This is a genomic window from Photobacterium panuliri (assembly GCF_059920555.1).
In genome coordinates this window covers 2,518,181-2,533,674 of record NZ_CP197192.1, presented here as the reverse complement: position 1 = coordinate 2,533,674, position 15,494 = coordinate 2,518,181, and the positions used below count along the sequence as shown (strand labels likewise).

The following is a 15,494-nucleotide window of genomic DNA, read 5'->3' as shown; positions in this document are numbered from 1 at the left end:
TTCGGTGCCTTACTTCATTGTAAAAACATCTTGAATAGGCATGGATGGAAGAACAATGACGAATAAAACACAAACGCACATTTTGGGTTATCCGCGGGTCGGCAGCCAGCGCGAACTGAAATTTGCGCAGGAAAAATATTGGCGAGGTGAGTCGTCGCAGGAAGAGTTGAAGCAAGTTGGTCGTCTGTTGCGCCATCGTCATTGGGGGGATCAGGTCGGTGCGGGATTGGATTGCGTATCTGTCGGTGATTTCGCCTGGTACGATCATGTATTGGGAACAAGCATGTTACTTGGGCACCTACCTGCACGTCATCGCAGCGGTTTTCCTGACCTAGATACCTTGTTTCGTGTTGCACGCGGCAAAGCCCCGTCAGGCTGTGCCTGTGCCGCATCGGATATGACCAAATGGTTCAATACCAATTACCATTATATCGTGCCTGAGTTCAGTGCCGATGATGCGTTTAATGTCAGCTGGCCCCAATTGTTCGAGGAAGTAGCGGAAGCGAAAAAAGCAGGTCACGAGGTGAAGCCGGTATTGTTAGGGCCAGTTTCCTACTTGTGGTTGGGCAAGGAAAAAGAAGCCGGTTTTGACCGCCTTTCTCTGTTGCCTCGTCTGCTTACTGCCTATCAGCAAATACTGACCAAGCTGGCCAAGCTGGGTGTAGAGTGGGTGCAAATAGACGAGCCGGCGCTTGCTCTTGAGTTGCCCGTACAATGGTTGGATGCGTACAAGCTTGCCTACCAGGTTTTGCATGGAAAACCAAAGCTGTTGCTGACCACCTACTTTGACACCATTACCCATAATCTTGACCGGATAACCGGATTGAAGGTCGATGGTCTGCACATTGATTTGGCCGCGGCTCCTGAACAGTTGGAGCCGGTGCTGGCGGCGTTGCCTTCGTCTTGGGTACTCTCTGCTGGTGTGATTAACGGTCGAAATGTTTGGCGGGCGGATCTGAGTGCATGGCTTGAGCGTCTCTCGTCGGTGAAGGCTGATCTGGGAGAAAGACTTTGGGTTGCCAGCTCATGTTCATTGCTGCATAGCCCTATCGATCTTGATCTGGAAACAGAGCTTGATCCGGAAGTGCGCCAATGGCTGGCGTTTGCCAAGCAAAAATGCCGTGAGGTGACTTTGCTTGCCAAGGCGCTCGACGGTAATGAGGCTGCGCTTAGCGAGATTGAACAATACAGTGCGCCGATTAAAACCCGAGCGACCAGTGAACGGGTCAATAATCCTCAGGTACGCCAGCGCCTTGCTGCGATAACGGATAGTCTGGCTGAACGTAAGCTGCCTTATCAGGAACGTGCGAGATTGCAGCGCAGTGCATTGGGGCTGCCTTTATTACCGACGACCACGATTGGCTCGTTTCCACAGACGGGCGAGATCCGTACCCAGCGCCGTGATTTTAAAGCTGGCCGATTGGCCGAGAATGATTATGTGATCGCCATGCAAGGGCATATTGCTGATGCCATTGAGCGTCAAAATAAGCTCGGACTGGATGTACTGGTTCATGGTGAGCCTGAGCGCAATGATATGGTGGAGTATTTTGCTGAATTGCTCGAAGGATTTGCCGTCACTCGTTTTGGCTGGGTACAAAGTTATGGGTCACGCTGTGTGAAGCCGGCGGTGATTGTGTCAGATATTTACCGTTCAGCGCCGATGACGGTGGAATGGGCCAAGTATGCCCAATCGCTGACCGACAAGCATGTGAAAGGGATGCTGACCGGTCCCGTGACGATTTTGGGCTGGACTTTCCCTCGTGAGGATTTAACCCGTGAAGAGATAGCCAATCAGATAGCATTGGCATTGCGCGACGAAGTAGCGGATTTGCAAAATAACGGAATCAACATCATTCAGATTGATGAGCCAGCAATTCGTGAAGGGTTGCCGCTCAAGGCCAGCCAGTGGCAGTCGTATCTGGATTGGGCTGTGAGAGCCTTCAAGATCTCAGCGGCCAGTGCCGAGCCAGAAACGCAAATCCATACCCATATGTGTTATAGCGAGTTCAATGACATTATCAAGTCAGTTGCCGCTTTGGATGCTGATGTGATCACCATTGAGACGTCACGGTCGGATATGGAACTGCTTAAAGCATTCGAGGCATTTGATTACCCGAATGAGGTTGGCCCTGGTGTTTACGATATCCACTCGCCAAATATTCCGGATGTGGAGCAGATTATTCAGCTGGTGGAAAAAGCTAAGAATCTAGTTCCTGCCGAGCGGTTATGGGTGAACCCTGACTGTGGGTTAAAAACACGGAACTGGCAAGAAACAGAAGCAGCTTTGGCCAATATGGTGGAAGCGGCCAAACAGCTGCGTGAACAGTGGCAGGCAAAAGTTAGCTAACTTTGCTGACAGCAAAAACAAAAACGCCTGCATGCGCAGGCGTTTTGAATTTCGTAACGATAATGGGTAATCGTTATTGTGCTGTAGCCGGAGCACGGTTGAATGTTAGCGTGTGGTCAGCACCGGTAAGCGTTAGCTCGTTGCCGTTGATGCTAGCTTTGCTCCAAGTTTGCAGGGTAGAGCTCATTACTTGCTCCATGTTCATTGCTGGCTCAGGGCAAGCCATCATCGTCATACCCATTTTTTCAATACGTAGCTGACCGTCTTTGAATTCTGCCTGACCGAAGTAGCGATTGCAGCCAGCATGGCCATTGGCACCAAGATCGTTAGAAAGCTCTAGGTTTGGTGCAGTGAATGGCTCTGGTAGGTCAAGAGCTTTGTTATCAACTTTGGTTAGAACCCAGTTGTGGCTCGCTAGATCAGATGCTGAAGTCACAGAAGTCGTCTCACTGTTAGTAGAACAAGCCGCAAGCATTACTGGAAGCGCAAGAGCGGCAGCAAGAAAACGTTTTTTCATGGTGTATGATTCCCCGAATAATAGCTTTGTAGACCAGTAAACCACAGCAATGCTGAATGTTAGCTGGGCAAAGCACATTTTAATTGTACATTGTTTTTAATGCCTTTCAGCTAGTTATACCAGCTTTGTACTTTCTTGGATATCAGTTTTTTTTCTGGCTGATATTCTGCGCACAAGACGACAGGTAGCACTGCGATGAAAAGCGTTTTAATTCAGCATAGTATGCTACACCTTACTGACCAAAATATTGTTAGCTGGTTGTCATTTTTTGTCTATGTCGGTATTAATCATATGCAGATGCACATCTTGCTGCGGGAATGGGATAGAGATCCCTTCTCGGTCGAAGCGCATTTTTACCTCGCGGGTAACATCCCAGTATACGTCCCAGTAGTCTTCCGTTTTTACCCAAGGGCGGACGATAAAGTCGACCGATGAGGTATTGAGGGTATGCAGTTTGATCATTGGCTCGGGAGAGCGCAGTACCATAGGGTGTTCGGTGACGATCTCGTTCAGTACTTTTTCGGTTTTCTCGACATCATCGCTATAGCCAATACCGAAGATCATATCGACTCGGCGAACACGCTCATGGGTAATGTTCTTGATGGTGTCGCCCCAGATTTTGCTGTTTGGCACGATGAGGATTTGGTTGTCGAATGTTTTGATAGTGGTACTGACCAGGCTCATATGGCTTACTTTCCCTGATGTGCCGCCTGCCTCGACAAAGTCGTCCACATCGAATGGGCGGTAGATAAGCAGCATCATACCGGAGGCAAAATTAGACAGGGTATCTTGTAAGGCGAAGCCGATGATCACACCCGCGACACCAAAACCGGTAAGGATGGGGGTTAAATCCAACCCGATTTGGGCCAATGCGAAAAGCAACCCGACACACAAAACGATATTGCCTGTAATCGAGATGAAGAAGTCCTTCATCAGCTGCGACATGCGCAGGGTGGGCGAGCTCACAGCTCGAGTGACAATACGGCGAGTGATATTTTTGAGGATTTTGAAAATAAAGACGATCAGCAGGAATATAAACAGCTTGAACAGCATCTGCGGCGTATTTTCAGCCAGCCAGATTTTTACTGTACCCACCCATCCCGTCAGGATTGAAAAGATCACTTTTACATCAAGCAGTTCGTTGGTTAGGTTACCTGTGGTTTCAAATAGCTGCTTGGTGTACTCGGTGGTCTCTAGCCCCATGTCCTTGCCAAGATCAGCAAGAAATTGAACGGACTCTATATCCCCGGTCACTTTGCGTTGGGTAAGAATTTGCTGAAGCTGCAAGGTGGCTTTTTCGCCTTCCGCTGCGGTTTTCAGCTGGCTTGACAGCGTACTCTCTTGTTGGCTGTCAAAACTGAGCATTGCCGACATGAAATCCAATCGTTGACGGACGGTTTCAACCAATTGAGCTTGTTCTTTGGGCTTGGGAACGTCAAGACGGTTAAGCCACTGGAAGTTGATCCATTGCTCTTTGAGCATGCGATGGTAGAAGTTGGTGGTTTCTTGCAGGGATTTTTGCATCAACAGCCTTTGTTCGGGTTCTGCGCTGTCGATCTGTGCCTGTTTGGTCGTGATCTGCTTTGAGAGAAAGTCGGCCGCTTCATTGAGGTAGCCGACTTGTTCATTGACCAGCTCGATGATTAGAGGCCGGTTTTCATCATTTTCCAACCCAATGAGTTTTTGCAGTTCTGCTCTGATTTCCTCATTTTTTTTGAGCATCTGCATGTCGATGACATTTTTTTCCGTGCCTGTTTTGCCCCGGGATTGGCTGAGGAGTTCGCCAAGGTCGGCATCGAGCTGGTCGATGTTGCCGATGATACGCTCTGTTTCAGAGAGAGGCTTTGTTGCTTCGGTGCTGGTGGTTTCTGTTGGGCTGGGTGTTTCTGTTGGAGAGTTTTCAGCGAAACAGGTGAGGGAGAAGAGGATCAGGAAGAGTAAAGACCAGCGCATTGCATACCTCTATAACTGGCAAAATAATCATTAATTTTAGTGAATGATAGAGCAATTGTTGGTGTTTTTTGTTGATAACACACCCAAAAATAAAAGCGCATAAAAGAGGTATGAAAATATCGTAATAAAAAAAGCCCCCAACACGTGGGGGCAAGGTTTACCATCGCTGTTATTATCCGTATAAAGCGGCGAGTGAGTTATTGAGGATGCTCTTCGTCGTGATACTGTTAGCCAAAGTCACCGTTCACATAGCCACGGGTGCGATCATCACGCGGTGAGTTGAACAGCGTGTTAGTATCGTCGTGTTCGACAAGCTCGCCCATCAGGAAGAACGCGGTGCGATCCGAGATACGACGCGCTTGCTGCATGGAGTGGGTGACGATCACGATGGTGAAGTCTTTTTTCAGGCTTTCCATCAGATCTTCAATTTTCTTTGTCGCAATAGGGTCAAGCGCCGATGTTGGTTCGTCCATCAAGATAACATCGGGTTGCATGGCGATAGTACGGGCGATACACAGACGTTGCTGCTGACCGCCAGAAAGGCCAAAGGCGTGTGACTTCAAGCGATCTTTCACCTCGTCCCAAAGGGCTGCGCCGCGCAGAGATTTCTCAACAACTTCATCGAGTACCTTTTTGTCCTTGACGCCCTGAGCGCGCAGACCATACGCGATGTTCTCGTAGATGCTCATCGGGAACGGGTTCGGTTTCTGGAAAACCATCCCGACTTTGATTCGAAGCTGGGCGACGTCGATATTGCCATAGACGTTTTCGCCATCCATTGTTAGCTTGCCGTTTATTTTGACCCCTTCGATCAAATCGTTCATTCGGTTCAGGCAGCGTAGCAGGGTTGATTTGCCACAGCCTGACGGACCGATAAGTGCGGTAACCTGACGGCTAGGGATTGGTAGGTTAATTTGTTTTAGAGCTTGGTTCTGGCCGTAATAAAGATCCAGATTTTCAATGTTGAATTTATTCATGGTAAGCCTTCCTCAATTAGTAAGTCGCAGTGTTGAAACGGTTTGCAATCAGTTTGGTAATCAGGTTAATCACGAGCACGACAACGATCAGAACAGTGGCCGTTGCATAGGCCTGGTTCCATTCGTGAACGGTGTAAAGCTCCTGAGTTAACTTGTACAGGTGGACGGTTAGCGTACGGCCAGAATCGAACATGCTTTCTGGAATACGGGCAACCATACCTGCGGTCAGAAATACCGGTGCTGATTCACCGATAACACGACCTACGCTGAGGATGATGGAGGTGACAATACCCGGCATGGCGCTTGGTAGGATCAGTCTCCAAATGGTGTAAATTTTCGATGCACCCAAACCGTATGAACCTTCACGGTAAGTTTGCGGTACTGCCATTAGTGCTTCTTCGGTTGTACGGATGATAACCGGCAGGATCAGGATACTCAGGGTCAGGGCACCTGACAAAATTGAGTAACCAAAGCCCATGACAACAACAAAGAACGTCATACCGAATAGACCGTAGATAATCGACGGAATACCGGCCAGCGATTCGGTACAGAAACGAATCACTTTTACCAAACGGCTACCAACTTTTGCATATTCGGTCAGGTAGATAGCCGTCATGATGCCGAGTGGGGCAGCAACACCGATTGAGGCGGCTACCATATACAGGGTTGAAACAATCATTGGCCAAATACCTGATTCTTGGCCGATGGTGGTGTAATTGCTAGAAATGAACTCCCAGTTAACGTGTGAGAGACCGTTGCTCAGAATGTACCAGACTACCCAGACCAAGAACCCGACGGTGATAGATGCAGCCGTCCAAATAAGGCCGAGGGAAATGTTGTCTTTGAGTTTCTGTCTACTTGTATTGGTTGCTTGTAGAGCCATTGTGGTTACCTCGCACGCTCACGGTTTAGATAAAGAAGCGCGCCGTTTAGCATCATGATAAAGACCAAAAGAACAATACCGGTGGCATACAACGCACTGGCGTGGATGCCGGTTGCGTACGACATTTCAATCGCGATATTGGCAGTCAAGGTTCGGGCTGATTCCAGTAGACCCTGCGGCATGGCTGGCGAGTTACCCATTACCATGATGATAGCCATGGTTTCACCCAAGGCGCGGGCAACCCCTAAGATAACGCCTGTCATAATGCCGGATCGGGCTGCGGGCACCAGTAGCTTGAAGACGGTGAACATCTGCGATGCGCCCAACGCATAGGAGCCTTCTTTATAGCTGCGTGGTACGGCTCTGATTGAGGTTTCCGAAACGGTAATTACCGTTGGCAGGATCATCACTGACAGAACGATGATACCGGCAAGAATGGTGTTACCGGCAGGTACAGAGAATACATCCTGAATTAGAGGAACAATGATCACTAGACCAAAGAAGCCATAAACCACGGAAGGGATACCGGCAAGCAGTTCGATCATCGGGCGGATCAGATTAGCGAGTCGTTTCGGCGCAACTTCGGCAATAAAAATGGCCGTAAGTACCCCAACAGGTACACCCAGAATAACGGCACCGGCAGTGGATACCAGCGAGGCGACAATCATTGGGGCAATACCGTAAAGGGCGGGTGGTAACCAGTCGTTGCCCAGAACGATGTTAGTGACGCCTGCTTCGGCAAAAGCGGCGTAACCTTCACGGAAAATAAAGTAACCAATAGTTACTAGTGAGAGAATACCTAGCGCGGCACTGGTTAGAAATAGGTATTTAAAGAACAACTCACGCCAGTCAGTTTTTGCTTTGGCTTTCAGCGTAGGCTGCTTTGCTGTGTTTTCTATATTGTTTGCGATGGTCATACATATTACTCCAGATACAGACAACAGGTTGTTGTTCATACCAAGGAATCATTAAAAACCTGCCGCTGGCACGTGGCCGCGACAGGTAAAGAATCAACAGTTACTTAACAGAGATAAAGCCTTTATCAGCGACAATTTTTTGGCCTTCAGGGCCTTTTACCCATGTTAGAAAATCAAGGGCAGCAGGAGACGGGCGACCTTCTTTGTAAACAACCAAGAATGGACGTTGCACGCCGTAGTCACCGGCCTTGATAGCCTCAACCGATGGTTTGTGGTTATCGATCGACAAGGCTTTAACGGAAGCATCGACTGATCCTAATGAAATATAGCCGATAGAAAATGGGTTGTTGGCAACAATGGTTTTTAGCTGTCCGTTACCGCTGGCAACTTGTGCGCGCTGTGAAATTGCTGACACACTAATGCCGTTGATTTTTTTCTTGAGGTTCATGATGTCTTCAAAAGCACCGCGTGTGCCGGATGCGGTATCACGAGTTGCAACAACGATAGGCTTGTCTTCACCACCGACTTGCTTCCAGTTAGTGATTTCACCTTTATAGATCTTAGACACTTCATCCTTGGACAGATCCGTAACAGGATTATTGTTATGAACTACAACGGCTATACCATCCCTTGCTATTACTACTTCTTTGATTTCATTTGACTTTTCTGACTCTTTTAATTCGCGAGAACTCATACCGAAATCTGATGAGCCATCATGAGCTGCTCGCACACCAGCGGATGAACCAGGACCTTGTACTTCAACCGTTACATTGCGAGATTGTGCATAGGTTTCACCGAGAACTTCCATGATTGGTGATACGGAGCTTGAACCAACAACAGAGACCGTTTCATTTGCGAACGCTGAGTTAAATGCCATAGAACCAGCGAGGGCTAGTGCACCAATAACCTGTGTTTTCATTTTCCTAATCCTTAAGCGTTTGGCGTTATTGCCAGTAGGTGTCGAATGAACGAAATAAAGGTTAAGCAGGAAATATGACAGTCATGTTTCAGAAAATTGAACACTCTATGACGTTAGCAATAAATGTTTAACAATTGACCAGTTCTTGATTGAGAACTGCTATCTTATTGAAATAGAACGCTGTTTCTTAAGTCTAAAAAAATTTATCCATAAGTGTCATTTTTTTGACATCAAAAAAATCTTATGATGTTGATTTTTTTCATTGTTTAATATGGACAAGCAGGGCTTCAAAACCTATATTTGCGCCGTTAACTTAACCTTAGGGATGGGGTTTTGATTCAATTTGCGTATATAAGTAAGGTCCGCACATGCAATTTTCACTAAAGAACCTATCAGTGCGTTATCAGGTTTTGCTACCAGTAATGCTGATGGTCGTGGTTCTATTTGCTGCTCTATACACCACAAAAGTAAAATTAGATTCAGAGCAGAATATCATTTATAGCAATACACAAGATTTGGTCACCTACAAAGACGCACTAGCGAATGTAGATGATAGTATTTACCCACTGCGTATTTCTGCAGTGTATGCCATCTATGATCAGAGCAAGCGTGAAACGTTTTTGCGTGAACTTGATAGTAATGCGGGCGTTATCATTCAATCGCTTAATTCTTTGGAAAAAGAGCCAGCGTTTCGCGATGAGACGATGAAAGTAGAAAAAGCGATTCAGGATTATATCGACTACTCACGCCGTGCGATGGGGGTCTTCGCTGATCATGAAACAGGCAAGATCACCGATAAGGTGTTCAATGAATACACAGCTAAGTACCGTGTTATTGGTAACACAATGGTTGAAGCGATTAATACTCTGTCGTCAGAGGTAAATAACTTCAGCGCCAAGAGTATGGCAGAGAGTGATGCAAATAATGCAACGTTGATGAGAAATGCATCGTTGGCAATTATTGCAGTGTTTGCGGTTGTTATCATGATTGCTTGGTGGCTGACAGGCCTTATCGTCACACCGATCGTTAAGTTGCAAACGGTTATGCGTGAAGTTGCCAGTGGTAATTTGACCGTGCGTGCTGAGCATGACGGAGATAATGAACTGGCGGCATTGAGTGAGGATGTAAACAGCACTATTGATCAATTAAGTCGTACTGTTGAGTCGATGATCCGGATCAGTGAGGATGTGGCCGCGGCTGCAACGGAGTTGGCGGCGGTGATGACACAGTCAGAAGCCAATGCCCAGCTAGAGCATAACGAGATTGATCAAATTGCTTCGGCGGTAAACGAATTGTCGAGCACAGCAGATAACGTAAGTGATAATGCCACAGCGGCTGATTCTACGGCCAAGCAGACCGATGATCTTGCACGCCAAGGTTTAGAGATTTTTGAACAAAGCAATGCCGCGAGCCGTCAAATGTCACAGACGTTGTCAGATGCGGCAGGTGTTGTGACTTGCCTGAAAGATCAGTCTGAGCAGATCAGCAAAGTGATTGAGGTGATTCGCGGTATCTCTGAGCAAACAAACTTGCTGGCATTGAATGCGGCTATTGAAGCGGCGCGTGCCGGTGAATCTGGCCGAGGGTTTGCTGTCGTTGCTGATGAGGTTCGTATGCTTGCGGCGCGCACGCAGGACTCAACCAAAGAGATCCAGACGATTATTGAAGAGCTACAGTCCCAGTCAGTAACTGCCAATGACAGTATGCAGAGTAGCCTTGAAATGCTAGAGAAAAATCAGTTGCTAGCTAATCAGGCGAATGATGCACTGTTGGGTATTACGGAATCTGTAGTACAGATTAGCGATATGAACACTCAAGTTGCAACGGCCGCAGAGGAACAGTCTCAGGTTACACAAGATATAAACCGAAATGTCTCCAATATGTCGGAAATTGTGAACCAGAATGTTTCCGGAATAAGCCAAAGTGCAACGGCAAGTACGGAGCTATCACGTTTGGCTGAGCAGCAAAAAGAACAATTGTCATTCTTTAGAATTTAATTGTAATTATCTCTGCTAATCTTTATCGAATAGATTTTTAATAAAAGGCCCTTAATAAAAGGGCCTTTTTTATTATATGTATTACAGTGGATTATAATCTGTTTTTATTAATCTTATATAAATATAGTTATTACATCAGTAAGTTGGTAAACGATGTTGATTTTCATTGGGATGTTTAAGGGAAACTAGGATTCGCTGTTTTGATAAAATGAAATGATTCTTATTATTGGCATATGGTCTTATAATATATGTATAATGCGAAATTTATTTTTGGTTTCTTATTTTTTAATTTTGGTAAGTATTAATGAGTGGATTGATAGGTCATTAAATTTAAAAGTCTCGATTAATATTGTAATTGGAAATAGGTAATAAATAGAAGGGTAATGTTTACAAACATGACGTATTTGTGAACAGGTGGAATCTGGTAACTAGCCTATATGTAAAATAGGTTATACCGTGCAATATTCTGTTTGTAATTATTGAACATTCATAAGTTTGCTTTCAAAGCATTTTATTGATTTATAATACCTTTTGCGCATGGACAGCGGTTTTTGGTGAAATTATACTTTAGTTGAGCTAACGCTTTATGAATTCGTATCTAATATTTCATTTAAATAAATGATAGTGCTGTCTTATTGCTGTTATAGAACATTTTTAAAATATACCTTTGCAATAAATAACACTGTTATTTGCCTTAACTATAAATTTAATAGATGTTTAGATATGGAATAATATTATATATCAAGGAATATGTATTATGCCTTTTTCACTGAAAAACGTATCAGTGCGCAAACAAGTATTACTACCTGTAATCTTGATGGCTATTGTTTTATTTATAGCTCTATGGATTACAAAATCAAAACTGGATGAAGAACAAAGCATTACCTATAAGGATACAATAGATCTTATTAAATACAAAGACTCACTAGCGAGTATTGATGATATGATGTATCCGATAAGGATATCAGCTGTATACGCAATATATGATATCAGTAAGCGTGATTCTTTTTTAGTTGAGATGAATAATAATATTGATTCAATAAATAAAGAGTTAGAGTTTTTGGGTTCTCATCCTGAGTTTAAAGGTGAAACTTTATTAGTTGAATCCTCTATTCAAAAGTATATAAATTATTCACGTGATACGATTAAGTCTTTAGGTGAAAGAAGAGTCGTTGATATCAGTAAACAGGCTTTTGATGAGCATATCGTAAAGTACCTTGAAGTAGGTAGTGAGATGGTTGATGCTATCAATGACTTGTCACAAAAGGTCAATCAATATTCTACGCGGAGCATGAAAAACAGTGCAGCAGCCAGTGCAAGTTTAATGTCGTCTGTAACGATGGTGATTCTTTTCATATTCGTTGTGGTAATGCTGGGGGCATGGTGGTTGTCTGGTTTAATCGTTCATCCAATTGTGAAATTGCAACTTGTGATGCGTGAAGTGGCTACTGGTAACCTAACGACTAAAGCTGAACAAGATGGAACGAATGAAATCGCTAATTTGAGTAGTGATGTTAACCTCACGGTTTGTAAGCTAAATGCAATGGTTGATTCTATGATGCGAATTAGCGATGACGTGGCTGCAGCTTCAACGGAACTCGCGTCGGTAATGACTCAATCTGAAGCGAATGCGCAGTCGGAACAAAGTGAAATTGATCAGATCGTTTCTGCTGTGAATGAGTTGTCGAGCACTGCAGATAACGTGAGTGATAACGCGACCGCTGCTGACTCTACGGCCAAACAAACGGATGATCTTGCTCGTCAGGGTTTAGATATTTTTGAACAAAGTAATACGGCTAGTCAGCAGATGTCTGAAACGTTGGCGAAAGCGGCGGATGTGGTGACGTGCTTGAAGGAGCAATCTGATCAGATCAGCAAGGTGATCGAAGTGATCCGTAGCATTTCTGAACAAACTAATTTGCTGGCATTAAATGCAGCCATCGAAGCGGCACGTGCCGGCGAATCGGGACGTGGTTTTGCTGTGGTGGCGGATGAAGTACGTATGCTGGCTGCTCGTACACAGGACTCAACCGAAGAAATTCAGACCATTATTGAAGAGCTACAGTCCCAGTCAGTAAATGCCAATGACAGCATGCAAAGTAGCCTTGAGATGCTGGAGCGCAATCAGTTGTTGGCCAATCAGGCCAATGATGCTTTGCTGGGGATTACGGAATCTGTGGTACAGATCAGTGATATGAATACTCAAGTGGCTACAGCGGCAGAGCAACAATCTCAGGTGACACAAGACATAAACCGAAATGTCTCCAATATGTCGGAAATCGTCAATCAGAATGTTGCGGGTATTAGTCAGAGTGCGACAGCGAGTAATGAGTTGTCCCGTTTAGCTGAACAGCAGAAAGAACAATTGTCATTTTTTAGAATTTAATTGCTGATTTTATCTGAGCATCCATTAAGAAAAGCCACCGAATAATATCGGTGGCTTTTTATTTACTCTAGAAAAGCTTTAATAAATATGTATTTTTTATACATCAAAACTCTGCAATGCCGATTATTTATTGGAGAACAAACTCTCGCATTCGCTATGAATCATGTTGTACTTCCACATTGCAGTCACTAGCGAGTGTAATGTGTTGTATTAACTGTTTTTTTTAATTGCATCGTGTGCAATTAATTTGACTACTTATGTTTATTGAACATTATATTTCTACAAATATGGGAGATATTAGTAATCATTTAAGGATATATATTCTAAAAAACATAATAAATGCACGATAAAGCTTTGTATTTTGTTCTCTGTTTGGAATTTTACAGCGAGTATAAGTATGTGTAAAAAGGAGGGGGTTGTTGTCCTCTTGTTGTTTTTTGCTGATTTTAACGCTAGACAATGCGGCATTTAGGACATATCTTCCTGTCGAAGCCTCGGTTTTAGGAATAACCTAGGTACTAAAAAGAATAATAAGGGTTAAATAAAATGGTATTTTCATTAAAGAATATCTCGGTACGTTATCAAATACTGATGCCTGTTCTATTAATGGTTATAGTATTATTTATTGCACTATCAGCAACAAAGATAAGTTTAGAAGAGGAACAAGAAAATTTATATTCAAACACAATTTCATTAGTTGGTTATAAAGACACGCTAGCGACTATATTGGATACGGTGTACCCATTAAGGATATCGGCAATTTATGCAATGTATGATTCGTCTCGCCGAGACACACTTTTAAATGAAATTAATTCTAAGATCGGCAGTTTGAATGATGAATTTACATTACTAAAAAAGCAGTCAACGTTCAGTGATGAAATTTCTCATGTTGAATCCTCAGTACATAAGTATCTTGAAATGGCAAAGCAAATGGTTGAAATGACCAGAGGCCAAGAAAATGGAGAGGTAACAGCTAAGGAGTTCGCTCGATTTATCTCGCAGTATCGCAAGGCGGGTGATGATATGGTTGGTGCAATTAATTCGCTTTCACTAGCAGTGAGTGAGTTCAGCACACAAAGTATGAATGACAGCCAATCTATCAATGCCGCTTTGATGAAGAAAGTGACAGTGGTGCTGAGTGTAGTGTTTTTCACTGTAACATTTGTGGCATGGTGGCTATCAGGATTAATTGTAACGCCAATTCTTCAGATCCAAAGAGTGATGCGCGAAGTTGCTATTGGTGATCTTACAGTTAAGGCTGAACAAGATGGTAGCAATGAATTGGCTAAGCTAGGGACGGATGTCAACATTACTGTCAATCAATTGAAAACGACAATTGGCGCGATGATTCGAATTAGTGAAAATGTTGCGGCTTCGGCAACAGAGTTAGCTTCTGTTATGACGCAATCTGAAGCGAATGCGCAGTCGGAACAAAGTGAAATCGATCAGATCGCTTCAGCTGTAAATGAACTGTCGAGTACAGCAGATAATGTGAGTGACAATGCAACAACAGCCGATTCTACCGCTAAGCAAACAGATGAACTTGCACGCAAAGGTTTGGAAATTTTTGAGCAAAGCAATACGGCTAGCCACCAAATGACTCAGACTTTGTCACAAGCAGCGGATGTGGTGACGTGCTTGAAGGAACAGTCTGATCAGATCAGCAAAGTGATCGAAGTGATCCGTAGCATTTCTGAGCAAACCAACTTGTTAGCGTTGAATGCTGCTATTGAAGCGGCACGTGCCGGTGAATCGGGACGTGGTTTTGCTGTGGTGGCTGATGAAGTACGTATGCTTGCGGCGCGCACGCAGGACTCAACCAAAGAAATTCAAACCATTATTGAAGAGCTACAGTCCCAGTCAGTAAATGCCAATGACAGTATGCAGAGTAGCCTTGAAATGCTAGAGAAAAATCAGTTGCTAGCTAATCAGGCCAATGATGCATTGATGGGGATTACGGAATCTGTGGTACAGATCAGTGATATGAATACTCAAGTGGCTACAGCGGCAGAGCAACAATCTCAGGTGACGCAAGACATAAACCGAAATGTCTCCAATATGTCGGAAATCGTCAATCAGAATGTTGCGGGTATTAGTCAGAGTGCGACAGCGAGTAATGAGTTGTCCCGTTTAGCTGAACAGCAGAAAGAGCAGCTTTCATTTTTCCGAATTTAAATAATAATTAAAATAAGCATCAAAGGCAGGTTTAATAACCTGTCTTTTTTAATGTTACAAGTGATAAATACCCGCAATGGAATGTAAAATAAATATCTGCTGAAATGGTATAAATAATCAGACAGCACCATTTATAGAGCAGAGCTTAATTCAGTCTGAATGTTTCATTACATCAAAATATTTATAAGCGATCGGTAAATGTAAGTTAAGTTGGCTGATATTGTTTCCAGATTGCTTCTACACTGTTGTTCTGTGTGTTTTTATTGCCTAAGTTATTGGACAGGTCATTGGTGCGAATGTTTCAATGTAAGTGGAATAAAATATACCTTTTTGTATTAACAAAAATGGAAAATTATATTTTATTCCAAATAGGATTTCTTTATGTGAGGAATATCACGAAAGTGAGGTGAGTTATATATTTTT

General features: G+C 44.0%; 10 protein-coding genes. 4 read left to right on the top strand and 6 right to left on the bottom strand.

The window, feature by feature from the left end:
• The first annotated feature begins 55 nt into the window (after positions 1 to 55).
• The gene (metE, locus tag ACSF8X_RS11610; protein WP_500850023.1) at positions 56 to 2,347 is read left to right on the top strand and encodes a 5-methyltetrahydropteroyltriglutamate--homocysteine S-methyltransferase; all 2,292 of its coding nucleotides are present in this window, start codon (positions 56 to 58) and stop codon (positions 2,345 to 2,347) included.
• Positions 2,348 to 2,420: 73 nt separating this feature from the next.
• Here metE and ACSF8X_RS11605 read toward each other — a convergent pair whose 3' ends face one another.
• The 6 genes from ACSF8X_RS11605 to ACSF8X_RS11580 form a co-directional block, all read right to left on the bottom strand.
• Positions 2,421 to 2,864 (bottom strand): META domain-containing protein, encoded by a 444-nt coding sequence (locus tag ACSF8X_RS11605; RefSeq protein ID WP_047877484.1) that lies wholly within the window; start codon positions 2,862 to 2,864, stop codon positions 2,421 to 2,423.
• A 261-nt stretch (positions 2,865 to 3,125) separates the two neighbouring features.
• The gene (locus tag ACSF8X_RS11600; protein ID WP_500850022.1) at positions 3,126 to 4,817 is read right to left on the bottom strand and encodes a mechanosensitive ion channel family protein; all 1,692 of its coding nucleotides are present in this window, start codon (positions 4,815 to 4,817) and stop codon (positions 3,126 to 3,128) included.
• A 227-nt stretch (positions 4,818 to 5,044) separates the two neighbouring features.
• Positions 5,045 to 5,794, bottom strand: a complete 750-nt coding sequence (gene pstB / locus ACSF8X_RS11595; protein WP_047877020.1) for a phosphate ABC transporter ATP-binding protein PstB — start codon at positions 5,792 to 5,794, stop codon at positions 5,045 to 5,047.
• A gap of 16 nt (positions 5,795 to 5,810) precedes the next feature.
• Positions 5,811 to 6,677 carry a phosphate ABC transporter permease PstA gene (pstA, locus tag ACSF8X_RS11590; RefSeq protein ID WP_047877019.1) on the bottom strand — a complete coding sequence of 289 codons (867 nt, stop codon included), beginning with the start codon at positions 6,675 to 6,677 and terminating at the stop codon, positions 5,811 to 5,813.
• A 5-nt stretch (positions 6,678 to 6,682) separates the two neighbouring features.
• The gene (gene pstC / locus ACSF8X_RS11585) at positions 6,683 to 7,594 is read right to left on the bottom strand and encodes a phosphate ABC transporter permease subunit PstC (RefSeq protein WP_047877018.1); all 912 of its coding nucleotides are present in this window, start codon (positions 7,592 to 7,594) and stop codon (positions 6,683 to 6,685) included.
• 100 nt (positions 7,595 to 7,694) lie between these two features.
• The gene (locus tag ACSF8X_RS11580) at positions 7,695 to 8,513 is read right to left on the bottom strand and encodes a phosphate ABC transporter substrate-binding protein (RefSeq protein ID WP_047877017.1); all 819 of its coding nucleotides are present in this window, start codon (positions 8,511 to 8,513) and stop codon (positions 7,695 to 7,697) included.
• 368 nt (positions 8,514 to 8,881) lie between these two features.
• Here ACSF8X_RS11580 and ACSF8X_RS11575 point away from each other — a divergent pair, with 368 nt between their 5' ends.
• The 3 genes from ACSF8X_RS11575 to ACSF8X_RS11565 all read left to right on the top strand — a co-directional run bounded on the left by ACSF8X_RS11575 (position 8,882) and on the right by ACSF8X_RS11565 (position 15,071).
• Positions 8,882 to 10,510: a methyl-accepting chemotaxis protein gene (locus tag ACSF8X_RS11575; protein WP_047877016.1), complete on the top strand. Its 1,629-nt coding sequence runs from the start codon at positions 8,882 to 8,884 to the stop codon at positions 10,508 to 10,510.
• Positions 10,511 to 11,267: 757 nt separating this feature from the next.
• Positions 11,268 to 12,896, top strand: coding sequence for a methyl-accepting chemotaxis protein (locus tag ACSF8X_RS11570; protein ID WP_500850021.1), 1,629 nt, complete (start codon positions 11,268 to 11,270; stop codon positions 12,894 to 12,896).
• 546 nt (positions 12,897 to 13,442) lie between these two features.
• Positions 13,443 to 15,071: a methyl-accepting chemotaxis protein gene (locus ACSF8X_RS11565; protein ID WP_047877014.1), complete on the top strand. Its 1,629-nt coding sequence runs from the start codon at positions 13,443 to 13,445 to the stop codon at positions 15,069 to 15,071.
• The last annotated feature ends 423 nt before the right edge of the window (positions 15,072 to 15,494 follow it).

Coding starts and splice junctions, on each gene's coding strand:
- ACSF8X_RS11565 (WP_047877014.1), top strand. CDS start 13,443: ATGGTATTTTCATTAAAGAATATCTCGGTACGTTATCAAATACTGATG.
- ACSF8X_RS11580 (WP_047877017.1), bottom strand. CDS start 8,513: ATGAAAACACAGGTTATTGGTGCACTAGCCCTCGCTGGTTCTATGGCA.
- metE (WP_500850023.1), top strand. CDS start 56: ATGACGAATAAAACACAAACGCACATTTTGGGTTATCCGCGGGTCGGC.
- ACSF8X_RS11570 (WP_500850021.1), top strand. CDS start 11,268: ATGCCTTTTTCACTGAAAAACGTATCAGTGCGCAAACAAGTATTACTA.
- ACSF8X_RS11575 (WP_047877016.1), top strand. CDS start 8,882: ATGCAATTTTCACTAAAGAACCTATCAGTGCGTTATCAGGTTTTGCTA.
- pstA (WP_047877019.1), bottom strand. CDS start 6,677: ATGGCTCTACAAGCAACCAATACAAGTAGACAGAAACTCAAAGACAAC.
- pstC (WP_047877018.1), bottom strand. CDS start 7,594: ATGACCATCGCAAACAATATAGAAAACACAGCAAAGCAGCCTACGCTG.
- ACSF8X_RS11605 (WP_047877484.1), bottom strand. CDS start 2,864: ATGAAAAAACGTTTTCTTGCTGCCGCTCTTGCGCTTCCAGTAATGCTT.
- pstB (WP_047877020.1), bottom strand. CDS start 5,794: ATGAATAAATTCAACATTGAAAATCTGGATCTTTATTACGGCCAGAAC.
- ACSF8X_RS11600 (WP_500850022.1), bottom strand. CDS start 4,817: ATGCGCTGGTCTTTACTCTTCCTGATCCTCTTCTCCCTCACCTGTTTC.